The organism is uncultured Stenotrophomonas sp. (genome assembly GCF_945952405.1).
GTDB lineage: Bacteria > Pseudomonadota > Gammaproteobacteria > Xanthomonadales > Xanthomonadaceae > Stenotrophomonas.
The window spans coordinates 156888-179975 of record NZ_CAMFIA010000009.1; the positions used below are offsets into that span (position 1 = coordinate 156888).

A 23088-nucleotide genomic window follows, 5' to 3' on the forward strand; every position below is an offset into this window, starting at 1 on the left:
AAGGGCCGGATCCGCAAGGATCCGGCCTTTTTCTCAATCGGGCGCAGGCCAGGCGTTACTTGCCTGCCAGCTGGCGCAGCACGTACTGCAACAGGCCACCGTGGCGGAAGTACTCCACTTCCTTCGGGGTCAGCAGCATCACCGAGACCTCGAAGGTCTTCTTCGTACCATCGGCCTTGGTAGCGGTGACCGTGGCGCGCTTGCTGGCACCATCCTGCAGGCCGGTGATGTCGATCGTCTCGGAACCATCCAGGCCCAGGCTCTGTGCATTCTCGCCGTTGCGGAACTGCAGCGGCAGCACGCCCATGCCGACCAGGTTGGAGCGGTGGATGCGCTCGAAGCTCTCGGCGATGACTGCCTTCACCCCCAGCAGCAGGGTGCCCTTGGCCGCCCAGTCACGCGACGAGCCGGTGCCGTATTCCTTGCCGGCCAGCACCACCAGCGGCACCTTGTCGGCCTTGTACTTCATGGCCGCATCGTAGATCGCCAGCTTCTCCGGCTGGCCGCCGGCGGCCGGGTAGTACAGGGTATTGCCACCTTCTTCGCCACCGAACATCAGGTTCTTGATGCGGATGTTGGCAAAGGTGCCGCGAACCATGACGTCGTCGTTGCCGCGGCGGCTGCCGTAGCTGTTGAAGTCGGCCGGCTGCACGCCGCGCTCCTGCAGGAAGCGGCCCGCCGGCGAGTCCTTCTTGATGTTGCCGGCCGGGGAGATGTGGTCGGTGGTGATCGAATCACCGAACAGGCCCATCACGCGTGCACCGTGCACATCATCGATGCTGCCGGTCTGCATGGTCATGCCATCGAAGTAAGGCGGGTTCTTGATGTAGGTGGAGGCGTCGCTCCACTCGTACAGGTTGCCGTCCGGCGAGGCGATGGTGTTCCAGCGGGTATCGCCCTTGAACACGTCGGCGTAGTTCTGCTTGAACATCTCCGGGCCGATGGTGGCGGCGATGACGTCGCCGATTTCCTTGTTGCTCGGCCAGATGTCACGCAGGAACACCGGCTGGCCATCGCTGCCGGTACCCAGCGGCTGGGTGGTCAGGTCGATGTCGGTGGTGCCGGCAATGGCATAGGCCACCACCAACGGCGGGCTGGCCAGGTAGTTCATCTTCACTTCGGGGTGCACGCGGCCCTCGAAGTTGCGGTTGCCCGACAGCACCGAGGTGACCACCAGATCGCCGGCGGCAATGCCGGCGCTGACTTCGGTCGGCAGCGGGCCGGAGTTGCCGATGCAGGTGGTGCAGCCGTAGCCGACCACATAGAAGCCGATCTTCTCCAGCTCCTTCAGCACGCCGGCCTTTTCCAGGTAATCGGTGACCACGCGCGAACCCGGCCCGAGCGAGGTCTTCACCCACGGCTGGCGGTTCAGGCCCTTGGCGGCGGCGTTGCGGGCCAGCAGGCCGGCGCCGATCATCACCGCCGGGTTGGAGGTGTTGGTGCACGAGGTGATGGCGGCGATGACCACCGCGCCGTCCTTCAGCCGCACCTTGCGGCCTTCCACTTCGATGTCGGCGAAGCCCTTGGCCAGCTGCTCGTTGCCGACCGCGGCGCCGCCGCCTTCGTTGACGAACGAGGACACATCGTCGCTGCGCTTGTCGCGGTTGCTGGTCAGGCCGACCAGGGCCTCACGGTAGTTCTTCTGCACGTCTTCCAGCAGTACCCGGTCCTGCGGTCGCTTGGGGCCGGCCAGCGACGGCTTCACCGTGCCCATGTCCAGTTCCAGCGTGGTGCTGTACTGCGCATGCGGGCTGCCCGGCTCGTGCCACAGGCCCTGTGCCTTGGCGTAGGCCTCGACCAGGTCGATCTGTTCTTCGCTGCGGCCGGACAGGCGCAGGTAGTTCAGCGATTCGGCGTCGATCGGGAAGATGCCGCAGGTGGCACCGTATTCCGGCGCCATGTTGCCGATGGTGGCGCGGTCGGCCAGCGGCAGGTGCTGCAGGCCATCGCCGTAGAACTCGACGAACTTGCCGACCACGCCCAGCTTGCGCAGCATCTGGGTGACGGTCAGCACCAGGTCGGTGGCGGTGGCGCCCTCGGGCAGCTTGCCGGTCAGCTTGAAGCCGACCACCTGCGGGATCAGCATCGACGACGGCTGGCCGAGCATGGCGGCTTCAGCCTCGATGCCGCCCACGCCCCAACCCAGCACGCCGATGCCATTGATCATGGTGGTGTGGCTGTCGGTGCCGAACACGGTATCGGGGTAGGCCACCGCCTTGCCGTCCTTGTCCGCGGTCATCACCACGCGGGCCAGGTTTTCCAGGTTCACCTGGTGGACGATGCCGGTGTTCGGCGGCACCACCTTGAAGTTGTCGAAGGCCTTCTGGCCCCAGCGCAGGAAGCCGTAGCGTTCCTGGTTGCGCTGGAATTCGATCTTGCCGTTGAGGTCCAGTGCGTCGGGCTTGCCGAACACATCCACCTGCACCGAGTGGTCGATGACCAGTTCGGAGGGAATCTGCGGGTTGATCTGCTCCGGCGAGCCGCCGAGCTTGACCACCGCATCGCGCATCGCGGCCAGGTCGACCACGCAGGGCACGCCGGTGAAGTCCTGCAGGACCACGCGCGCCGGCATGAAGGCGATCTCGGTGTCCGGCTCGGCCGCCGGATTCCAGCGGGCCACGGCTTCGATGTGGTCCTTGCCAACGGTGACGCCGCCATCCTCGTGCCGGAGCAGGTTCTCCAGCAGGATCTTCATCGAGTAGGGCAGGTGGGAGATATCGAAGCGCTGGCCCAGCGTGGGCAGGCTGAAGTAGTCGTAGGTCTTGCCGCCGACATTCAGCTGGCTGCGGGTGGAGAACGAATCGCTCATGCGGGGTAACTCCTTCTTGCGGATGGCTTGCAGTGGCCCGTGCGTGGACGGGCCTGCTTGCGGTCGCCGCGGGCCTGGCGGCCCCGGTGGTTCCAGTATGAACCCGATACTGAATGGATTCATCCGGGCCGGGCACCGGCCTGCGGCATCGGTTCCAGACTACAGGGGAAGGTGTATGGCGTATGTCACGTTTGTGGCCGATCCTTTGCGAGGCAAGGGCTGGCGGGTTGCCGGTCCTGTTCAGGGTGGAAGTATGCCCGGGGAAGTATGTATAATTTGTGCATACTCTGGAGGGCCTACCGATGGAAGCCACTGTTGCAGAACGCGGACAGATCACCCTGCCCAAGGCGGTGCGTGATGCCCTCGGCCTGACCAAGGGCACGCTGCTGAAGGTCGAGCTGGACGGCAGCCGGATCATCCTGCGCAAGAGTGTTGACGATGCCATTTCACGGGCACGCGGCAAGTTCGCGCTGGACGGCTTCGAATCGTCCGAGGCCGCCGTGCGCTCGGTGCGCGACGAGGACTGAACCGTGATGATCGCCGTCGATTCGCCGGTGCTGGTCGAACTGCTCAGCAATGGGCCGCAGGCCGATGCGGTGGAGGCCATCCTCCGGCAGAGCCTGGTCGGTGGCCGCGTGGTGGTCTGCGGCGCGACCCTGGCCGAGGTCTGCGCATCGCTGCGGGGCGGCGCCGAGGTGCTGGAAGCGCTGGAAGAAATGGGCGTGCACTTCAACCCGATGGAAGCCAAGTCGGCGCTGCGCGCCGGCGAGATGCACCGCCGCCACCGCCAGCGCAGCGGCAGCCGCCGCAGCCTGGATGAATTCATGGTTGGTGCCCACGCACTGCTGCAGTGCGATGGCCTGATCACCTGGAACGACACGTTTTACCGCGACTACTTCAAGGGCCTGAAGCTGATCGTGCCGCACGCCTGAGCCCACTTTGTTCTTTAACCTACGCATTACCCGGGAGTTGTCATGTTGGAAGCCTACCGCCACCACGTCGCCGAGCGCGCTGCGCTTGGCATCCCGCCGCTGCCGCTGAGCGCGCAGCAGACGGCCGATGTCATCGAACTGCTGAAGAACCCGCCGCAGGGCGAGGCCGAGTTCCTGCTCGACCTGCTGACCCACCGCGTGCCGGCCGGCGTCGATGACGCGGCCAAGGTCAAGGCCTCGTACCTGGCGGCGATCGCCCTGGGCAGCGAGCAGAACCCGCTGATCAGCCGTGAGCGCGCCACCGAACTGCTGGGCACCATGCTCGGCGGCTACAACGTCGCGCCGCTGATCCAGCTGCTGGACGACGCCAGCGTCGGCACCGTCGCCGCCAACGGCCTGAAGAAGACCCTGCTGGTGTTCGATGCCTTCCACGACGTGCAGGAAAAGGCCAAGGCCGGCAATGCCAACGCCCAGGCCGTGCTGCAGAGCTGGGCCGATGCCGAGTGGTTCACCAGCAACCCGGAAGTGCCGCAGAGCCTGACCGTCACCGTGTTCAAGGTGCCGGGCGAAACCAACACCGACGACCTGTCGCCGGCGCCGGACGCGACCACCCGCCCGGACATTCCGATGCACGCCCTGGCGATGCTGAAGAACAAGCGTGACGATGCCGCGTTCACCCCGGAAGAAGACGGCAAGCGCGGTCCGATCCAGCAGATCCTCTCGCTGAAGGACAAGGGCCACCTGGTGGCCTACGTCGGCGACGTGGTCGGCACCGGTTCGTCGCGCAAGTCGGCCACCAACAGCGTGCTGTGGTGGACCGGCGATGACATTCCGTTCATCCCGAACAAGCGCGCCGGTGGCGTCTGCCTGGGCGGCAAGATCGCCCCGATCTTCTACAACACCATGGAAGATGCCGGCGCACTGCCGATCGAGCTGGACGTGTCGCAGATGGAGCACGGCGACGTGGTCGAGCTGCGCCCGTACGAAGGCAAGGCGCTGAAGAACGGCGAAGTGATCGCCGAGTTCCAGGTGAAGTCCGATGTGCTGTTCGACGAAGTGCGTGCCGGTGGCCGCATTCCGCTGATCATCGGCCGTGGCCTGACCGGCAAGGCGCGTGAAGCGCTGGGCCTGGCCCCGACCGACCTGTTCCGCCTGCCGGTGCAGCCGGCCGATACCGGCAAGGGCTTCTCGCTGGCGCAGAAGATGGTCGGCCGCGCCTGTGGCCTGCCGGAAGGCCAGGGCATGCGCCCGGGCACCTACTGCGAACCGAAGATGACCTCGGTCGGCTCGCAGGACACCACCGGCCCGATGACCCGTGACGAGCTGAAGGACCTGGCCTGCCTGGGCTTCTCGGCCGACCTGGTGATGCAGTCGTTCTGCCACACCGCCGCCTACCCGAAGCCGGTGGACGTCAAGACCCACCACACCCTGCCGGAGTTCATCTCCACCCGTGGCGGCGTCTCGCTGCGCCCGGGCGACGGCGTGATCCATAGCTGGCTCAACCGCATGCTGCTGCCGGACACCGTCGGCACCGGCGGTGACTCGCACACCCGTTTCCCGGTCGGCATTTCGTTCCCGGCCGGTTCGGGCCTGGTCGCCTTCGCCGCAGCCACCGGCGTGATGCCGCTGGACATGCCGGAATCGGTGCTGGTGCGCTTCAAGGGCAAGATGCAGCCGGGCGTGACCCTGCGTGACCTGGTCAACGCGATCCCGCTGTACGCGATCAAGTCGGGCCTGCTGACCGTGGCCAAGGCTGGCAAGAAGAACATCTTCTCCGGCCGCATCCTGGAAATCGAAGGCCTGCCGGAGCTGAAGGTCGAGCAGGCGTTCGAACTGTCCGACGCCTCGGCCGAGCGTTCGGCGGCCGGTTGCTCGGTGCGCCTGAACAAGGAACCGATCATCGAGTACCTCAACAGCAACATCACGCTGCTGAAGTGGATGATCGCCGAGGGTTACCAGGATCCGCGTTCGCTGCAGCGTCGCATCGAGAAGATGGAAGCGTGGCTGGCCAACCCGGAGCTGCTGGAGCCGGATGCCGACGCCGAGTACGCCGCCGTCATCGAGATCGACCTGGCCGACATCCACGAGCCGATCGTGGCCTGCCCGAACGATCCGGACGACGTGAAGACCCTGTCCGAAGTGGCCGGTGCCAAGATCGATGAAGTCTTCATCGGTTCGTGCATGACCAACATCGGTCACTTCCGCGCCGCTGCGAAGCTGCTGGAAGGCAAGCGTGACCTGCCGACCCGCCTGTGGGTGGCCCCGCCGACCAAGATGGATGCCTCCGAGCTGACCAAGGAAGGCGTGTACGGCACCTTCGGCGCCACCGGCGCGCGCATGGAAATGCCGGGCTGCTCGCTGTGCATGGGCAACCAGGCGCAGATCCGCGAAGGCTCCACCGCGATGTCGACCTCGACCCGCAACTTCCCGAACCGCCTGGGCCGCAACACCAACGTGTACCTGGGTTCGGCGGAACTGGCGGCGATCTGCTCGCGCCTGGGCCGCATCCCGACCAAGGAGGAGTACATGGCGGACATCGGCGTGATCAACGCCAATGGTGCGGAGATCTACCGCTACATGAACTTCGACCAGATCGAGGAATACCAGGACGTGGCCAAGACGGTCGCCGCCTGAGGGTAGTGCCGGCCGCTGGCCGGCAGCCCGTTGAAATAAAGAACCCCCGGCGCAAGCCGGGGGTTTTTTGTTGCCCGCACGCATTACCGCGATGGATCCGTGATGCAGGCGAAATGGCGCCGATGCCTGCGGTAGAGCCGAGCCTACGCTCGGCTGCTTTTTTGCAGGGAACCCGCAGCCGAGCACAGGCTCGGCTTCACAGAAAAGCGTGGGGCGATGCTCCCTGCATGGCGTCACCTCTGCGATCACGCGCCGCGCCGTCCGTTAAGCGCCAATTTCGCCGTCTCACACAGGAACTGCTGTTCCTCCGGGCTGCTGCGCTGGCGGTAATACGCGCGTTGCAGGCTTTCCTCTACATGACAGGCCTCGTTGTCGGTCAGAAGGCCGAGGCGATCATCCATCAGCAGAATCGCCAGCAGTGCGTCCGCCGCGTCGGCGTTTGGGATCCTGCGCCCTTGCTCGCCCGCCTTGATGACCTCGAACAGGGCCAGGCACTGCCGTGGCGCGTCAATGGCAGCCCATGCCTGCGCCAGCACTTCGCGTAGGAAGTGATAGCGCGTTTCATAAGGAGCCAACGGCGGGCGTCTCGCTTCAGCAATGTGCTGTTCGACCCGTTCGGCATCCTCCGGTGCAAGAAACGGCGCATCCTGGTTGAAGTTGTAGACGGCCAGCAGCGCACTCTGTGCGGTTGCGGTGTCCAGGGGAATATTGCGCTGCGCCTGGCCGAGCACCAGGCGCACAAACTTCATGTTGGGCCGTGCGCGATTGGCGACGTGCTGCAACGACATGCCGATGGGGCTCTCATGGGCAATCAGGTCGGGGTGGAAGCTGACGCGGCGCGCCGGCGGGGTACTGGGGGCTGCAGCGGGGGAGACAGGCATGGGATCGACAATCCTTGGAAGAGATGGCCGCATCGTGTGCGCCCGGCTGCACTGGCGCCATCCAATCCGTTTCAAAGATGCGGTGCGTTCTTTCGCCGCTGCCATGCCGCCATGAGCAAAACACGTCACGCCCGGTGGCCGAAATGGGCTGCCAGGCGCGGCAGACCCTTGTGTTTGCTGGGGTTAAGTGTGCTTTACCTGAAGCCTCGGTTCATCGTAATGCAACAAGTTGCATGGAGCGCGCAGCGGCTACCCGGCAAAGTTCCAAGCCTTGGCACCGCATCAGCCGCTGCCTGATTCCATTGTGGCGTTGGCGCTGTGTTGAGCCTGTCCCGGTCACCACTGCCCCGCGCTACCCCCAACGAGGAATGTGAACATGAAGCATCCTGCTCCCACACCCCTGGCCCTCGCCCTGGTCGCCGCCCTGTGCGTCGCCGCCCCCGCCCATGCGGGCGAACTGGCACCCGGCGAATCGGCGATCGTCAATCCTGGTGACCTGCGCGAGGACTGGATCCTGGACGGCGCCACGCTGACCCTGAATCCGGGGGCTGTCGCGGGGATGGTGTCGGCGGATAATGGTTCAACGGTCACGATCGACGGTGCATCGTTGAGCGGTCCTTCGATCGCAGGCCCGCTATACATGGCACTGTGGCTGGGTGACGGCAGCCAGGCCACGGTAAGCAATGCGAGCATTGCTTCGGCAGGGGCAGGCATCTCGCTTGTGTCAACGATAAGCGGGACGACCGCAAACTTGTCGCTCATGGATTCAACGGTTACAGCCCAGGCCGCAGGGATTCACATCAGCGGCGGCGGCGTGGCCCTGATCGAGCGCAGCACAATCATCAACACCGATCGGGGTTTCTCCAGTCAGAACAGCACGGCGTTGTTGTTTGGCATGTGGGGAGGCGGCCGAGCGAGCCATCTGACCCTGGCCAAGGGCAGCCGTGCAACCGGCACAGAGCATGCGGCGGTGTTCAGCAACGAACTCATTGGACCCGGTAGGCATACGCTTGTGGTTGACGGGTCGCACCTGGAAAGCGCCAGCGGCGCGGCACTCTATGTGGGCGCATTGTCGGGTGGTGTCACGGTGGAGGCCAACATTGAGCTCAACAACGGCAGCACCGTCAAGGCCGGCAACGGTGTGCTGCTGCAGACCAAGCGTATTGCCACGGGTCCCGAGCCGGTGACCGCCAACCTGACCATCGACAACAGCCAGATCAGTGGCGACATTCTCAATGACAAGCTCAACGGTGCCACGGCCAACGTCGTTCTGCGCGGCAATGCAGGGCTGAAATCGACGATGACCGATGTCACCTCGGTCTCGGTCGAGAATGCGCGCTGGACCGTCAGCGGTGATTCCAGCGTGGACGCGCTTCAGCTCGGCGCCGGCGGTGTGGTGGCGTTCGACGCACCGCTGGCGGGTGCCTACAAGACCCTGACCGTCGGCGACTTCAACGGCGCGGGCGGCACCGTGGTGTTCAACAGCGTGCTGGCCGACGATGCGTCCGCCAGCGACAAGCTGGTGATCACCGGTGATTCCTCCGGCACCGCCAACGTGCGCGTCAACAATCTGGGCGGTGGCGGCGCGCAGACCGTCAACGGCATCGAACTGATCCGCGTGGGCGGTGCGTCCAACGCGGTGTTCGCGCTGGAAGGGCGTGCGGTGGCGGGGTCGTACGACTATTTCCTGCACAAGGGCAGCGGTGCCGACGGCAACTGGTACCTGCGCTCGGAATTGCCGACCGCGGGCCTGTTGCCGGGCCCCGATCGTCCTGAGCCGTTGCCCGGCCCGGATCGTCCCGAACCGCTGCCCGGTCCGGACCGGCCGGAGCCACTGCCGGGCCCGGATCGGCCGTATCCGATGCCGGGGGTGGAGAAGCCCGCGGATCCAGAGCCGGGCAACCCTGACCCGGGCAACCCCGACCCCGGCATTCCCGATCCGATCCTGCGCCCGGAAGGCGGCGCTTACCTGGCCAACCTGCAGTCGGCACAGCAGATGTTCCGCATTGGCTATCGTGATCGCCAGCCGGGCCAGAACACGGGGCGTGCCTGGGCCAAGGTCGATGGCTCGCGCAACGGCTTCGATGCGGTCAGCCGCCAGCTGGACGTGCGTGGCAACAGCCAGGCGCTCAGCGTCGGTGCCAACGTGTGGCAGCACGAGAGCGGCAGCAGTGCGGGTGTGATGCTGTCCAGTGGCAACGCCACCAGCACCTCCACCAATGAGCTGACCGGCTACTACGCCCGCGGCAAGGTCAAGGGCGAGGCGCTGGGCATTTACGGCACCTGGCGTGGTGGCAATGCGGCGGACCCGTACGCCGGCTTCTACGTGGATGGCAGCGTGCAGCGTGCGCAGTTCCGCAACCGCGTTGAAGGCGTCGGTCTGGAGACCGAACGCTACACGAGCCGCGCCTGGCAGGGTGCGGTGGAAGCGGGTTACGCCTTCCGTGTCGGTGGTGCCAGCAATGGTGGCATCTATCTGGAACCGCAGCTGCAGGTCGGCTACACCCGTTGGGACCAGGGGCAGCACACCGAAGCCAATGGCACCGTGGTGCAGACCGAGGATGCCAACGGTCTGTTCGGCCGTGCCGGCGTGCGCCTGTCCGGCGTGACCCGTGCAGTGAACGGTGGCGTGGAAGTGCAGCCGTATGTGGCCGCGCATTGGCTGCACACCCGTGCCGGTTCGCAGATCCGCATGGACGACGAGATTGTGGATGCGCGCATTCCGCAGAACCGCGGTGAGTTCAGTGCCGGTGCGTCGTTGAACTTCGGTAATGGCTTTGGCGCCTGGGGCGGCCTGTCGCTGCAGAAGGCCTCGGGCTACCACCAGACCAGCGCCCAGGTGGGCCTGAGCTACCGCTGGTAACGCCAGGGTTGATGTGGAGCCGAGCATGGCTATGCCGGTCGTCCTGACCGGCACCCTTCGGGCCGTCGCACGCGACGTTGGCAACGGCTCCTGCCGTTGCCTTCGGCTCTACAACCAACACCCGCGTTCCCGGTAGAGCCGAGCCCACGCTCGGCTGCTTTTTTTCAGGGTGAAACAGAGCAAGCCGAGCCTCGGTTCGGCCGTATACGCGGGGCCTCACGTCGGCCAGTGCTCGACGCGACGGCCGATCAGTGCCCGCTGTGTCATCTCGAACAGGAGCAGTCTGTCGTCCTCATCGACGCGGCGGCGGGCGCAAGCGCGTGCCAGGCTGCGTTCCACCTCGTCGAGCTCCGGCCCTGAAAGAAAGTCGAGGTGCTCATTCATGACCAGAATGGCCAGCAACACGTCTCCGGCGTCGGCACTCCCCACGTTGCGACCTTCGATCAATGCCTCGTTGAACTCGGCAACGGATATGGCGGCCCGCTGCCTGTCGAAGGTCGCGCTGGCCTGGGTGAGCACGCTGCGCAGAAAGCGGTGGCGGCGGTCAAATGGGCCCGACAGCGAGCGCCGCGGGCCAATGATGTACTGCTCGACCTGTGCAGCCTGCTCCGGTGCGAGGAAGTGATGGTCATCGTTGCGATTGAACACCCCGAGCAGCGCGCTGTGCGCGGATCCTGCATCAATGGCGGCACCCTGCCTGAGCTGGCCAAGCACCGCGCGCAGCAGTTTCAGATCGGGTTGGGCGCGATTGGCGATGTCCTGCACGGACATGGCGACCGGACTCTCATGGGCAACCAGCTGATCGCTGAAGCGAACCTGGCGCACGGGCGAAGTGCAGGGGGCGGCGACGGGAGAAAGCGGCATGGCGGGGCATTCCTTGGAGGGGAGGTCCACAGGGTGGGCGCAAGGCAGCGCCGGTGCCATTGAATTTGCTTGAAACAGGTGCTGCTCAAGCGGCAGGGTCACGCCGGCCGGTGGCCCCGCCGGCCACGACGAGAACAGGCCGCGTCTATACGCCGCTGCAGCCGAGCCTGCACTCGGCTACAGCCCTGCTGGAATCAGACCGTGGCGTTGCGGGACAACCGGATCCATGCGTCCAGCTGCGCGCTCACAACGTCCGGATTCTCCAGCGAGGAGATATGGCCCGCGCCCGGTATCGATTGCGCGCGGCAGCCAATCTGTTCGGCCATCTGCAACGACTCGGTGAACGGACGCGGCACATCCTGATCGCCGCTGAGGATCAGCGTGGTGGTGGGATCGAGCTTGCTCAGTGCAGACAAGCGGTCCGGGCGACCGAAGATCAGCCGGCCCAGCGGCACCACGGCGTCCAGCAGCCGCTGGCGTGGCCAGGAAAGCAGACGGTGCAGGAACTGCAGCCGGATCGGATCGTCGACGCGGATTCGGGGGCGGAAGAACAGGGGAACGATCTGTTCGGCCAGGGTTTCGGGGATATGACCCAGCCCTTCAATCGTATCCAGCATGGCGAAGTACCGCCGCTGCGACGCCTGCGGTTCTGCGCCGAGATAGGTGTCCATCAGGATCAATGAGCTGACCTGCTCAGGACGCTGCAACGCCAGCTCTGCCGCCCACATGCCGCTGACCGACAGGCCGACGATGGCGTACTGGTGGATTTCCAGACTATCGAGGAGGCGGCCCACGTCGCGTGCAAGGTCGGCGGGCGTGGTGCAGGTGGGTGACAACGGACGATCGTTGTCGTGTCCGGGCAGTTCGGGAAGGATCAGGCGGTAGCGCCGCGACAGTTGCTGGATCTGTGGCGCCCACATGTCGCAGCCCCAGAGATAGCTGCCGCCAAGGACGACGGGAAAGCCGCTGCCGATATCGTGATGGGTAAGAAGGGGCAAGGGGAGTCTCCGTGGAAGGGAGACTCACGCTGCGGCATGTCCAATGCCGGAATGGCCGTTGGCGTGGATGCGACGACAAGTCCGGGTTGTTGGCGACAAATCGTGACTTCAGATGATCGATGGTGACGCGGTAATCGTTAGTGCCGCCGATGTGAAGTGGGCCGATTCCGACAAGGCGAGCACGGGATCGGTACTTCCGTAGCGCCGACGGCAACGGCTCCTGCCGTTGCCGTCGGCTCTCCAGTTCCGCAGCGTCAGGGCTGTGCGGCCGGGGCCGCGGCCTTGGGGTCGGCTGCGGTGCCGGGGAACAGCTTCGGCAGCTGCGCCGCAAACTGCGCCACGCACTGCTGTGCGTACTGGCGAGCGGTGGCCTTGACCAGGGCATAGCGGTCTTCCTGCCAGTTCGCCAGCGGCGCGGCCACCGGTGCGGTTACGCAATGCACGCCTTCGCCGCCGGTGCTGCGCAGGAACTTGCGCACGATCGGGAAGCGGATGCTGGCTTCATGGCGCAGCTCGTACTGGGTCTGCGAATCGCTGAGCTTCTGGTAGATCAGCGACCATTCGCCGGCAGCGACCTGCAGCACGGTCACGCCTTCCGGCAGCGCTTCGGGATGCGCGGCGAAGTAGCTGTCCAGTTCCTTGCGGATCAGCGCCGGCATGATGCTGAAGGACGGGCTGGGCAGGGTGACGATGCGATCGCCTTCCAGGCCACGCTTGCTGAAGCCATTGGCGTCGCCGGAGAACGAGCCGCGTGCCAGCAGCGAGACCGCCACCATGCCGATGCGCCCGGCCGCGGCCTGGCCGGTGTGTTCGCGGGTCACCAGGCGCAGTTCGCGGTCGCCATGCGGCTGGCCGTTCTTGTCCTGGTCGAAGGTCGGCTGGATCTTGATGCGTTTGCTGCTGACCGGTACGTCCTGTGCCAGGTCCTCATCGTCTTCGGCCAGCGTGGTGTCGCTGCCGTCTTCGGCCGCGACCTGCGTGGCCGGGTCGGCCACGGTGCTGTCGTCGGGTGCTGCCTCGGCCACCGTCGCGTTGCTGGCAGCGGGGTCGCTGGCGGTGTTTGCCGACGTTGCGCTGGCAGGGGCCTCGGCCGGCGGTTCGGCCGCCGCAGGTGCCGGAACGGTGGCCGAGGCGTCGCTGGACGGGCGCGCTACCGGCGGCGTTTCGGCGCCGGCAGGGGAGGCCAGCAGCAGGCTGGCAAGAAGGACGGCGGGAACAAGGGACTGGCGTACTGCCACGGTGAAGCTCCTGGGGTGGATGGTGCGTTGGGGTGGAACAGTGCAGGCCGCGACGCCCGTTCGGGAGCCGCGGCCTGCGGGGAAAACCACGTTGAGGGGTGGAAGAGGGGGGGCGGTCAGCCGCGGGACAAGGCCAACAGGCGTTCGGCGATCCGCTCCAGGGGCACTTGTTCCTCGGCGGCGCCGAGCTTGAAGGCGGCGCCGGGCATGCCCCAGACCACGCTGGATGCTTCGTCCTGGACCAGCGTGGGGGCACCGGCCTGGCGCATTTCCAGCAGGCCCCGCGCACCGTCGTCACCCATGCCGGTGAGGATGGCGCCGATGGCGTTGCTGCCGGCGCTTTGCGCGACCGAGCGGAACAGCACGTCCACCGCCGGCTTGTGGCGGTTCACCGCCGGGCCGTCATCGACCCGGCAGCGCCAGCGCGCACCATCACGGATGATGCGCAGGTGCTTGCCGCCCGGGGGCAGGTAGGCGTGGCCGGGCAGCACGGCTTCACCGTCGCTGGCCTCGCGCACGGCCATCGCCGAGTGGCGGTCCAGGCGTTCGGCGAACGCGCTGCTGAAGCTGGCCGGCAGATGCTGGGTCATCACCACGGCGGGCGCATCGGCGGGCATGCCTTCCAGCACCACGCGCAGGGCTTCGGTGCCACCGGCCGATGAGCCGATCGCGATCAGGCGGTCGGTGGTGCGGAACTGCGGCGAAGCCGGGCGCGTGGCCGGTACCGCGTCCAGGGTCAGCTTCGGCGTGGTGGCACGTACCAGTGGCCGCACCCGCGAGCGTGCCGCCATCTTGACCTTGGCGATGATTTCGTCGGCATAGCCCTGCAGGCCGCGCGCAACGTCCAGCTTGGGCTTGGAGACGAAATCCACCGCACCCAGCGCCAGCGCCTGCAGGGTGGTGTCGGCGCCGCGCTCGGTGAGCGAGGAGATCATCACCACCGGCAACGGATGCAGGCGCATCAGGTTTTCCAGGAAGGCCAGGCCATCCATGCGCGGCATTTCCACATCCAGGGTGATCACGTCCGGGGCCAGGCGCTTGATCTTCTCGCGCGCCAGCAACGGGTCGGCGGCAGTGCCGACCACATCGATGGACGGATCGCTGGACAGGATCTCGGTGAGCATCTGCCGCACCACGGCGGAGTCGTCGACGATCAGGACCCGGCAGGGGGCGTTGCCGGTCAGGGTCATTCGAACAGCTCCACGCCACCGGTGACCGGGGCCTTGGACAGGCGTGCACGCACCGCCGATTCGGTTGCGGCCACTTCGGCCTCGTGGGCATGCGGCAGGCGCTGCACCACCACGCGGCCGGTATCGGCGAAGAACCAGATCTTGCGCGGGTGGATGCCGCACAGGTCTTCGGCAATGATCGGGATGTGCTCGGCCTGCAGGTACTGGCGGACGAATTCGGCGTTGCGGGTGCCGACCGGGTTGCTGGTGAAACCCTTGAGCACGTTGGCGCCGCCGAACACCTTGGCTTCGATGCGCTTGCGGTGCGCACCGCGCTTGAGCATGTCGTTGATCAGCAGTTCCATCGCGTAGCTGCCATAGCGCGCGGGCGCGCCGTCACCGGCATTGCCCTCGGGCAGCAGGAAGTGGTTCATGCCGCCGATCTTCAGCACCGGGTCGCGCAGGCAGGCGGCCACGCAGGAGCCCAGCGTGGTGGTCAGCGCGGTGGTGTCATCGACCACCAGGTACTGGGTCGGCAGCAGTTTGGCTGCAATGGTCTGGAAGCGCGCGTCCTGGTAACGCATCACATCGTCGGTACGCAGCGAGGCGTTCATGCGCCGGCCTTTGCCGCACGGCGGTACAGGGTCCGCCCGCAGGGCTGGATCAGGTCGGCGGCGTGCAGGTAGTTCTCCGAGTGGCCGGTGTAGAGCAGGCCATCATCGGCCAGGTGCTGTACCAGGCGGCCGAGGATGGCGCGCTGGGTCGGCTTGTCGAAGTAGATCATCACGTTGCGGCAGAACAGGGCGTCGAACGGGCCGCCGACGTCGTAGCGCGGCGCCAGCAGGTTGAGCGGGCGGAACTCGATCAGCTCGCGCAGCGCCGGCAGCACCCGGCACTGGCCTTCGTTGGGGCCACTGCCGCGCTGGAAATAGCGCCGGCGCAGGTCCGGGTCGAGGTTGGCAACGCGGTCGATGTTGTACACGCCACGGCCGGCGGTGGCCAGCACCTGGGTATCGACGTCGGTGGCGACGATGCGCACCGGCGGCTTCAGCGTGCCGAACGCTTCGCAGGCGGTGATCGCCATCGAATACGGTTCTTCGCCGGTGGAGGCGGCGCAGGACCACAGCAGCAGCGGGGTGCGGCTGGAGCGTTGCTGCAGCTCTTCACGCAGCTTGTCGAAGTGGTGCGGTTCGCGGAAGAACGAGGTCAGGTTGGTGGTCAGCGCATTGGTGAACGCCTGCCACTCATCACCGTCTTCCTGTTCCAGATGGTCCAGGTACTGCTGGAAGCTGCGCATGCCGAGCGTGCGCAGGCGGCGCGACAGGCGGCCATACACCATGTCGCGCTTGGCCGGCGCGAGGGCGATGCCCACGCGCTGGTAGATCAGGTCGCAGACACGGCGGAAATCACGGTCGGCGAACTCGAATTCGCGCGGGCCGGTGACGATGGGAGTAGGACTTTGCACGGGGGACGTGTCCATCGGCAGGGGCGGCGGCCGAAGCCGCCGCGGGTGGGTCTCAGAATTCCTGCCAGTCGCTGTCGCTGGCGGCGAAGCTGCTGGCGTTGCTGCTGCGGCGAACCTGCGCCGCAACCGGCGCGCTGGCCGGCTGCGGACGCGCGACTGTGGCGACGCGGACCGCCGGCTCGACGCGGGCGGCCACCGCCTTCATCGCGGCCGAAACCTGGTTGTCGAGCCGGAAGATCGCCACCGCGTCGGCCAGCTGTGCGGCCTGGTCTTCCATCGCGCGTGCGGCAGCGGTGGCTTCTTCCACCAGCGCGGCGTTCTGCTGGGTGGTTTCGTCCATCTGCACCACGGTCTGGTTGACCTGTTCGATGCCGGCCGACTGTTCCTGCGAGGCAGCGGAGATCTCGGCCATGATGTCGGTCACGCGTTGCACCGAGGCGACGATCTCGCCCATGGTGCTGCCGGCCTGGTGCACCAGGCTGGAGCCTTCGGCGACCTTGCCGACCGAATCGTCGATCAGGCCCTTGATCTCCTTGGCGGCGGCGGCCGAGCGCTGCGCCAGGGTGCGCACTTCGCTGGCGACCACGGCGAAGCCGCGGCCCTGTTCACCGGCGCGGGCGGCTTCCACCGCCGCGTTCAGCGCCAGAATGTTGGTCTGGAAGGCAATGCCGTCGATGACCGAGATGATCTCGGCGATCTTCTTCGACGAGGCTTCAATCGCGGACATGGTATGCACCACCTGGCCGACCACGTTGCCGCCCTGCGAGGCGACGCCCTGCGCACCGATCGCCAGCTGGTTGGCCTGGCGGGCATGCTCGGCGTTCTGGCGCACGGTGGAGGTCAGTTCCTCCATCGAGGCCGCGGTTTCTTCCAGGTTGGCGGCCTGCTGTTCGGTGCGGCGCGACAGGTCGCTGTTGCCGGAGGCGATCTCGCCGGCGGCAAGGGTGATGCTGGAGGCGCTGGCCTGGATCTGGCCGACAATCTGGGTCAGCTGGGTGACGGTGGTATTGGCATCGTCACGCATGCGCGCGAACACGCCCTGGTAGTCGCCATGCATGCGCGCGGTCAGGTCACCCTCGGCGATGGCCGACAGCAGCTGCGAGAGCTTGCCGAGGTTGTCATCGCTGACCGCCATCATGGCGTTGAGGTTTTCCAGCATCAGGCGGAAATCGTGATCGAAGCGCTGCGCATCGCCGCGACGGCTGAAGTCACCGGCGGCAGCGGCGGTGGCCAGCTGCTTGATCTCGCCATTGATGCGGCCGAGGTTGGCCTTGACCGTATCGACGGTGGTGGTCATCGCCGCCTTCTCGCCCGGGTAGCGTGCGATGTCGCGGCTGAGATCGCCGACGGCATACTGCTGCACCACGTCGAGCACGTCGTGCAGGGTCTGCACGTGGCCACCGACCAGCGCGTTGGTTTCCTGCACCATCAGCCCGTACTCGCCGGGGAAGGCGCTGGCGTCGATGCGGTAGCTCAGCTCGCCGGCATCGTGGCGGCTGGCCATCTCGCGCTGACCGCTGATCACCGCGTGCAGCTGCTGCTGCATGCCGGACATGGCGTCCAGCAGGCGGCCGGTCTCGTCGTGCGGCTGTACGCCGATGTGGCTGTCCAGCTTGCCGCGGGCGATGCCCTCGGCGACGGCGGTGGCCTGCTTCAGCGGCACCGCGATGCGGTTGCCGATGACCCAGCTCAGGGCCAGCACGATCAGCACCAGCACGCCGCCGGAGACGGCCATGATGGCGGTGAACACCAGCGCCTGCTTCTGCACGTCGTCCATGTAGACGCCGCTGCTGACCACCCAGTTCCAGGGCGCGAACAGGCCGGCGTAGGCCACCTTCTCGACCTCACCCTTGCTGCCGGGCTTGGCCCAGCGGTAGTTGACGAAGCCGCCACCGGCCTTGGCCGCTTCGACCTGGTCGTAGTAGATGCGCACGCCATCGTCGGTGCGGAAATCCTTCATGTCCTTGCCGACCAGGTCCTTGCGGAACGGGTGCATCAGCAGGCGATAGCCGGTGTCGTAGATATTGAAGTAGTACGTATCGTTCTCGGCACGCATGACTTCCAGCGCCTGCAGCGCCGCGCTCTTGGCCGCGTCTTCGCTGAGCTCGCCGGTGCCGGCCAGGCGGTGGTAGTGCTGCAGGATGCCGTAGCTCAGCTCGACCTGGGTCTTCAGCGCGGTCTTGCGGGTCTCGGTGAGGTCCAGGTACTGCATGCGCGCGGCGATCACCGACAGCGCGATCACGCCGAGCGCGATGAGCAGCGTCAGCAGGTTGAGCTTGCGCCGGACGGAGAGATTGCTGAAGTAGTGTTGCCAGCGATGCAGGAGATTCATCGAGCAGGACCAGGTCGAAGCAGGCGGGCGGCGCCGAGCCGGTCACGACGGGACGCGCCGTGACAACCCCGTTATCGGCCGCGCGGGCGGGGGATTGAGCGCCCGTGTCCGAACGTATTCAGGTTCGTGGGGTCAGATCCCTTTTCTCCGGAAATGTCCCGCTTGGGGTCAGATCCCTTTTCCGGAGGAAAAGGGATCTGACCCCAAGCGGGATACCGGCTGATCCGGCAGCCTCGCAATTGCAACTTCCTCCATAGCGCCTTGCCTGCGAACCGGGTCAACGTTCCAGGCTTTGGCAGGAGTTGGTTCATATTGGATGGATTTGCGGCGTTCGTGGAACAGCGGCGGGCTGACCTGAAGCGGGTAGCGCGGCACACCCGGGGGGAGTGCAGCGAAGAGGATGTGATCAATGAAGCGTGGCTGCTGGCTGCAACGTGGGAAGAGGCGGGCAGGGAGTCGCTGGATCTGGCAGCGCCTGATGATCGGAGCCTGTTGATCAGCCATCTCTACCAGAAGCTGGTTCGCTACACCGATGTGAACGTCCGGCACGCCGTACGCCTGGATCACGCTCCGGGCGGGGAGGAGGGCAGTCACCCCTTGCTGGAGCGGTTGAGTGCCGACGGGCAGGATCCCTTGTCCGTTCTGCAACGGTGCGAAGAGGCTCCCTCGCTGCCCGGCGAGGGGGAGCTGAAGTACTCCGTGGCCAGCACCTATCTCTTGATGTTGCAGCACCACAATTTCCGTGTCTCCGCACTGGCCCGCTTTCTGCGCCTGTCCGTTTCCCACACCTACCGTTGTTGTGCCGGTGCGAGCCTGCTGTCCGCGCGGCAGCATGCGCTTGTTCTGGCTCCGCCGATCGGTATGGAGAGCTTGAGGCCATGGCGTCGATACCGCGCCCTGCGTATACCCAGGCAACTCGAGTTCGACTTCGAAGACAGGCTTGAGTTGTGCCATGCGGGGTCAGATCCCTTTTCCTCCGGAAAAGGGATCTGACCCCACGCGGGATATTTCCGCAGGAAAAGGGGATCTGACCCCACGCGGGATATTTCCGCAGGAAAAGGGGATCTGACCCCGCGCGGGATATTTCCGCAGGAAAAGGGATCTGACCCCGGCCCCAAACGCACACGCCCCGGCGCGGGGCCGGGGCGTGTGCGTGGATCACATCAGGCAGGCATCAGAACTCCTGCCAGTCTCCATCAGCCAGTTCGGTGGCCATCGGACGGCCGCCGGCGGTGCGGCGGGCCGGCGGCGCGGCCGGGGCCGGGGTGGCCGCAGCGACAGTGCGCGGGGCCGGCGCGGCGACGGTGGCACGCGGGGCGGCCACGGTCTCGGCTTCGTCCACCACGAAGATCGACACTGCTTCGCTGAGGTGGCCGGCCTGTTCTTCCATTGCGCGGGCGGCAGCGGTGGCTTCTTCCACCAGCGCGGCGTTCTGCTGGGTGGTTTCGTCCATCTGCACCACGGTCTGGTTGACCTGCTCGATGCCGGCCGACTGTTCCTGCGAGGCAGCGGAGATCTCGGCCATGATGTCGGTCACGCGCTGCACCGAGGCAACGATCTCGCCCATGGTGGCGCCGGCCTTGTGCACCAGTGCCGAACCGTCGTTGACCTTGCCGACCGAGTCGTCGATCAGGCCCTTGATCTCCTTGGCGGCGGCGGCCGAACGCTGTGCCAGGGTGCGCACTTCGCTGGCGACCACGGCGAAGCCGCGGCCCTGCTCACCGGCACGCGCGGCTTCCACCGCAGCGTTCAGCGCCAGGATATTGGTCTGGAAGGCGATGCCGTCGATGACCGAGATGATCTCGGCGATCTTCTTCGACGAGGCCTGGATGGCCGACATGGTGGTGACCACCTGGCCGACCACTTCGCCGCCCTGCGAGGCCACGCCATGCGCGCCGATCGCCAGCTGGTTGGCCTGGCGGGCATGTTCGGCGTTCTGGCGCACGGTGGAGGTCAGTTCCTCCATCGAGGCCGCGGTTTCTTCCAGGTTGGCGGCCTGCTGCTCGGTGCGGCGCGACAGGTCGCTGTTGCCCGAGGCGATTTCGCCGGCGGCCGAGCTGATCGCACGGCTGGACTGCTTGATGCGGGTGACGATCTCGCTCAGCTGCGCGGCGGTGGCGTTGGCATCGTCGCGCATGCGGGCGAACACGCCCTGGTAGTCGCCGTGCATGCGCACGGTCAGGTCACCCTGCGACAGTGCGGCGAGCAGGCCGGAGATCTGTTCGATGCTGCCGGCGTTGGCGTCGAGCAGGCCGTTGATCTGCTGGGCCAGCTGCAGGAAGAAGCCTTCCTTGTCGCTGGCATCGATGCGGCCGGAGAGGTCGCCGCTGGCGGCCTGGGCGATGACGCGGGCCACTTCGGCTTCAACCAGGGCCTCCTGGGTACGGTCGCGCCATTCCACCACGTAGCCGACGGTATCGCCTTCTTCGTTGCGGATGGTCGAAACCACCTGCGCGAACTGGGCGTCGCCGTACTGCATCGGGCGGCGTGCCACGCCGTGCGCCTTCAGGTTGCCCAGCAGGGTCTGGTCCATCTCGCCGCGGTGTTCGAGCACGGTGACCGGCTTGCCGATCAGCGAGGCCTGCGCGTCAAAGTCCGGCAGGTCGCGGCGCACTTCGTCCTGGTACTGGTTCAGGGTCTGCTGCAGGGCGCGGTTGCTGTAGACGATGGTGTTGCTGGTGTCGGTCAGGTAGACGCCGGTCGAGCTGTAATCCAGCGCGGTGCGGATGCGCAGGTTCTCGCGGGCGACGGCCTGGTCGGTTTCGATGCGCTCGCGCAGGTCGCGCTGCATGCGCTGCATGGCCTGCATCAGTTCGCCCACTTCGTCCTGGCGGCTGACGTCGATGTGGCCATCGAGCTTGCCACCGGCCACGTCGTTGGCGACCGAGACGGCGCCACGCACGCTGCCGACCAGGGCGCGGGCGAACAGCCACACCAGCACCAGGCCGAGCGCGGCACCGCCGAGCAGGGCGATCACGGTCAGCACGGCCGAGGCGGCGTAGGTGGATTCGGCCTCTTCGCGCGAGGCGCGGGCGAGGCGGTTGTCTTCAGCGATCAGCTGTTCCAGCGCCGAAGCCGCCTTGCGGTGCTTGGTGCGGGTTTCACCGACGAAGGTATCGATGGCGTCGTCCGGCAGGTCCAGTTCCAGCATCTCGGTGACGCTGTCATAGGAAGCCAGGGCGTCCTTCCATTCCTTGGCGAAGGTGTCGAACAGCTTCTTCTGCTGTGCGTTGTCGACCAGTGCCGGGTAGCCCTTGATCGACTTGTCCATGTTCTCGCGCAGCTCGGTGGCCTGCTTGCGCGCGTCGGCCTTGACGTCATCGCTGGCGCGGATCAACTGCTGGTAGGCGGCGTTGCGGTATTCACCCAGCATGCCGCGCATCTCGCCGGCCATGCGGATGCTTTCCATGCGCGAACCGGCCAACTCGGTGGTGACGTTGTTCAGCGAATGCAGGCCGCGATAGGCGACGATGCCCTGCAGCAGCATCACCAGCAGGAGGACACCGAAGGTCAGCAGCAGCTTCGGCATCAGTTTCAGGTTGTTGATCCACGGCATGGGCGTTGCGATCTCCTAAGGCAGACGCGTCCGGGCGTCGGGCCCGGTTGCAGCAGAAACCACGCCGGCACGAGCTCCGGCGTGGTTCGACGGACAGCGGATTACTTGATGTTGGCCAGCTTCAGGCCGGCCGGCGAGCTGACTTCGATTTCGGCGCGCGAGGCGTCGCGCTGGATCTTGCCGATCACGCAGACGGTCTTGCCTTCCAGGGTTTCCAGCGGGAAGGAGAACTTGCCGCGGTTCTCGCCGGCGATACGGGCCGAGAAGGTGTGGCGCGGGAAGGCGCCGCCCATGTACAGGAAGGTCGGCTGGCCTTCGGAACCTTCTGCGTAGCGGGCCTTTTCGACCTTGCCACAGACCATGCCGTCCTTGCCGACCGAACGCGGGGCCAGTTCCGGCGGGATCATGTCGGCCGACTGGGCGAATGCGGAGGAAGCGGTGGTGGCCAGGACAGCGGCCGAGACGAACGCAAGCAGGGACTTCATCGAGGTGTATCTCCGGGGATGGTGATGGTCGTTCCGGTCCTGCGCGCTCCTGCGCGGCCGGCTTCAGTCCCCCTATCGGCACCGCCGGGGGGAACTGAAGGGTTTTGTGACCAGAACGTGAAGCAGTTCCGCTTGCTCAGGCGGCGGCGTCTTCGGCCACGGCGGTCTGGCCCATGTCGGCGCTGTCGAGCAGGGTTTCGATGTCCAGCAGGATCAGCATGCGGTCGTCGTGGGTGCCGATGCCGGAGATGAAGCGGGTATCGACGGCGGCACCGAATTCCGGGGTCGGGCGGATCTGCTCGGCCGACAGCGGGATCACGTCCGAGACGCTGTCGACCACGATGCCGACCACGCGGTCTTCCACGTTCAGCACGATCATCACGGTGAACGCGTCGTAGCGGGCGTTGTCCAGGCGCAGCTTCAGGCGCAGGTCGATGACCGGCACGATGGTGCCGCGCAGGTTGATCACGCCCTTGATGTAGTCCGGGGCATCCGGCACCCGGGTGACGGCGTCATAGCCGCGGATTTCCTGCACCTTGAGGATGTCCACGCCGTAGTGCTCGGCGCCGAGGGTGAAGCTGAGGAATTCGCCACCGGCGCTGGCGGCGGAGCTGGTCTTGTCGTTCATCGAGGGGTCCTGGTTCTGCCGGAAGTCCCGGTGTCAGGCTCGATATCGGCCCCGGAGGGGGGGACTTTAGCTGGGCTGCCGGGGCATCCACGCGTGGCGTGGATCTACTGGGGCACGGGCATCCGGGAGATGGGGTCAGATCCCTTTTCGCAGAAAAGGGATCTGACCCCGGGGGAGGTGCAGAAAAGGGATCTGACCCCGGGGGAGGTGCAGAAAAGGGATCTGACCCCGGGG

Annotated in this window: 17 protein-coding genes; 5 read left to right on the top strand and 12 right to left on the bottom strand. The window is 66.3% G+C overall.

Annotated features, from left to right (window positions below; genetic code table 11):
• Positions 1-55: 55 nt before the first annotated feature.
• Entirely contained in the window at positions 56-2809 is a 2754-nt protein-coding gene (gene acnA / locus Q0P60_RS11580) for an aconitate hydratase AcnA (RefSeq protein ID WP_294993114.1), read from the bottom strand.
• A gap of 302 nt (positions 2810-3111) precedes the next feature.
• On the opposite strand from acnA, the gene Q0P60_RS11585 reads away from it, so the two are divergent.
• From Q0P60_RS11585 to acnB, 3 genes are read left to right on the top strand one after another with little or no spacing between them, the layout of a single operon-like run.
• The gene (locus Q0P60_RS11585; protein WP_249844099.1) at positions 3112-3336 is read left to right on the top strand and encodes an AbrB/MazE/SpoVT family DNA-binding domain-containing protein; all 225 of its coding nucleotides are present in this window, start codon (positions 3112-3114) and stop codon (positions 3334-3336) included.
• A 6-nt stretch (positions 3337-3342) separates the two neighbouring features.
• Positions 3343-3741, top strand: coding sequence for a type II toxin-antitoxin system VapC family toxin (locus Q0P60_RS11590; RefSeq protein WP_010482492.1), 399 nt, complete (start codon positions 3343-3345; stop codon positions 3739-3741).
• 42 nt (positions 3742-3783) lie between these two features.
• Positions 3784-6375 carry a bifunctional aconitate hydratase 2/2-methylisocitrate dehydratase gene (gene acnB / locus Q0P60_RS11595; RefSeq protein WP_294993123.1) on the top strand — a complete coding sequence of 864 codons (2592 nt, stop codon included), beginning with the start codon at positions 3784-3786 and terminating at the stop codon, positions 6373-6375.
• A 245-nt stretch (positions 6376-6620) separates the two neighbouring features.
• Here the strand turns inward: acnB and Q0P60_RS11600 are convergent, their stop codons facing one another.
• Positions 6621-7256: a hypothetical protein gene (locus Q0P60_RS11600; RefSeq protein WP_294993126.1), complete on the bottom strand. Its 636-nt coding sequence runs from the start codon at positions 7254-7256 to the stop codon at positions 6621-6623.
• A 1012-nt stretch (positions 7257-8268) separates the two neighbouring features.
• Between Q0P60_RS11600 and Q0P60_RS11605 the strand changes: the two genes are divergently transcribed.
• Positions 8269-10119, top strand: coding sequence for an autotransporter outer membrane beta-barrel domain-containing protein (locus Q0P60_RS11605; RefSeq protein WP_294993130.1), 1851 nt, complete (start codon positions 8269-8271; stop codon positions 10117-10119).
• Between the two features lie 216 nt (positions 10120-10335).
• On the opposite strand, the gene Q0P60_RS11610 is transcribed toward Q0P60_RS11605, so the two are convergent.
• The 7 genes from Q0P60_RS11610 to Q0P60_RS11640 form a co-directional block, all read right to left on the bottom strand.
• Complete coding sequence (locus Q0P60_RS11610; protein ID WP_294993133.1) at positions 10336-10983, bottom strand: hypothetical protein; 648 nt, start codon at positions 10981-10983, stop codon at positions 10336-10338.
• A 194-nt stretch (positions 10984-11177) separates the two neighbouring features.
• Positions 11178-11981 carry an alpha/beta fold hydrolase gene (locus Q0P60_RS11615; RefSeq protein ID WP_294993136.1) on the bottom strand — a complete coding sequence of 268 codons (804 nt, stop codon included), beginning with the start codon at positions 11979-11981 and terminating at the stop codon, positions 11178-11180.
• A 254-nt stretch (positions 11982-12235) separates the two neighbouring features.
• Positions 12236-13219, bottom strand: a complete 984-nt coding sequence (locus Q0P60_RS11620; RefSeq protein ID WP_294993139.1) for a hypothetical protein — start codon at positions 13217-13219, stop codon at positions 12236-12238.
• Between the two features lie 116 nt (positions 13220-13335).
• Positions 13336-14409: a chemotaxis response regulator protein-glutamate methylesterase gene (locus Q0P60_RS11625; RefSeq protein ID WP_294993142.1), complete on the bottom strand. Its 1074-nt coding sequence runs from the start codon at positions 14407-14409 to the stop codon at positions 13336-13338.
• Positions 14406-15002 carry a chemoreceptor glutamine deamidase CheD gene (gene cheD, locus Q0P60_RS11630; RefSeq protein ID WP_014037083.1) on the bottom strand — a complete coding sequence of 199 codons (597 nt, stop codon included), beginning with the start codon at positions 15000-15002 and terminating at the stop codon, positions 14406-14408. The genes Q0P60_RS11625 and cheD overlap by 4 nt, the downstream gene beginning before the upstream one ends.
• A complete protein-coding gene (locus Q0P60_RS11635; RefSeq protein ID WP_099554771.1) occupies positions 14999-15868 on the bottom strand; it encodes a CheR family methyltransferase in 870 nt (289 codons plus the stop codon). The genes cheD and Q0P60_RS11635 overlap by 4 nt, the downstream gene beginning before the upstream one ends.
• A gap of 37 nt (positions 15869-15905) precedes the next feature.
• Positions 15906-18185 (bottom strand): methyl-accepting chemotaxis protein, encoded by a 2280-nt coding sequence (locus tag Q0P60_RS11640; protein WP_294993149.1) that lies wholly within the window; start codon positions 18183-18185, stop codon positions 15906-15908.
• 312 nt (positions 18186-18497) lie between these two features.
• On the opposite strand from Q0P60_RS11640, the gene Q0P60_RS11645 reads away from it, so the two are divergent.
• Positions 18498-19178 (top strand): hypothetical protein, encoded by a 681-nt coding sequence (locus Q0P60_RS11645; protein WP_294993153.1) that lies wholly within the window; start codon positions 18498-18500, stop codon positions 19176-19178.
• Positions 19179-19359: 181 nt separating this feature from the next.
• Here the strand turns inward: Q0P60_RS11645 and Q0P60_RS11650 are convergent, their stop codons facing one another.
• The 3 genes from Q0P60_RS11650 to Q0P60_RS11660 form a co-directional block, all read right to left on the bottom strand.
• A complete protein-coding gene (locus tag Q0P60_RS11650; RefSeq protein WP_294993156.1) occupies positions 19360-21741 on the bottom strand; it encodes a methyl-accepting chemotaxis protein in 2382 nt (793 codons plus the stop codon).
• Between the two features lie 101 nt (positions 21742-21842).
• Positions 21843-22226, bottom strand: coding sequence for a hypothetical protein (locus Q0P60_RS11655; protein WP_006442858.1), 384 nt, complete (start codon positions 22224-22226; stop codon positions 21843-21845).
• Between the two features lie 136 nt (positions 22227-22362).
• On the bottom strand, positions 22363-22854 hold the full coding sequence (locus Q0P60_RS11660; RefSeq protein WP_294993162.1) for a chemotaxis protein CheW: 492 nt from the start codon (positions 22852-22854) through the stop codon (positions 22363-22365).
• Between the last annotated feature and the right edge of the window lie 234 nt (positions 22855-23088).

Bases quoted from the DNA above. Each gene is read 5' to 3' on its own strand.
- Q0P60_RS11590 (WP_010482492.1), top strand. From the start codon at position 3,343: ATGATCGCCGTCGATTCGCCGGTGCTGGTCGAACTGCTCAGCAATGGG.
- Q0P60_RS11585 (WP_249844099.1), top strand. From the start codon at position 3,112: ATGGAAGCCACTGTTGCAGAACGCGGACAGATCACCCTGCCCAAGGCG.
- Q0P60_RS11610 (WP_294993133.1), bottom strand. From the start codon at position 10,983: ATGCCGCTTTCTCCCGTCGCCGCCCCCTGCACTTCGCCCGTGCGCCAG.
- Q0P60_RS11625 (WP_294993142.1), bottom strand. From the start codon at position 14,409: ATGACCCTGACCGGCAACGCCCCCTGCCGGGTCCTGATCGTCGACGAC.
- Q0P60_RS11640 (WP_294993149.1), bottom strand. From the start codon at position 18,185: ATGAATCTCCTGCATCGCTGGCAACACTACTTCAGCAATCTCTCCGTC.
- cheD (WP_014037083.1), bottom strand. From the start codon at position 15,002: ATGAACGCCTCGCTGCGTACCGACGATGTGATGCGTTACCAGGACGCG.
- Q0P60_RS11655 (WP_006442858.1), bottom strand. From the start codon at position 22,226: ATGAAGTCCCTGCTTGCGTTCGTCTCGGCCGCTGTCCTGGCCACCACC.
- acnB (WP_294993123.1), top strand. From the start codon at position 3,784: ATGTTGGAAGCCTACCGCCACCACGTCGCCGAGCGCGCTGCGCTTGGC.
- Q0P60_RS11635 (WP_099554771.1), bottom strand. From the start codon at position 15,868: ATGGACACGTCCCCCGTGCAAAGTCCTACTCCCATCGTCACCGGCCCG.
- acnA (WP_294993114.1), bottom strand. From the start codon at position 2,809: ATGAGCGATTCGTTCTCCACCCGCAGCCAGCTGAATGTCGGCGGCAAG.
- Q0P60_RS11660 (WP_294993162.1), bottom strand. From the start codon at position 22,854: ATGAACGACAAGACCAGCTCCGCCGCCAGCGCCGGTGGCGAATTCCTC.
- Q0P60_RS11600 (WP_294993126.1), bottom strand. From the start codon at position 7,256: ATGCCTGTCTCCCCCGCTGCAGCCCCCAGTACCCCGCCGGCGCGCCGC.
- Q0P60_RS11650 (WP_294993156.1), bottom strand. From the start codon at position 21,741: ATGCCGTGGATCAACAACCTGAAACTGATGCCGAAGCTGCTGCTGACC.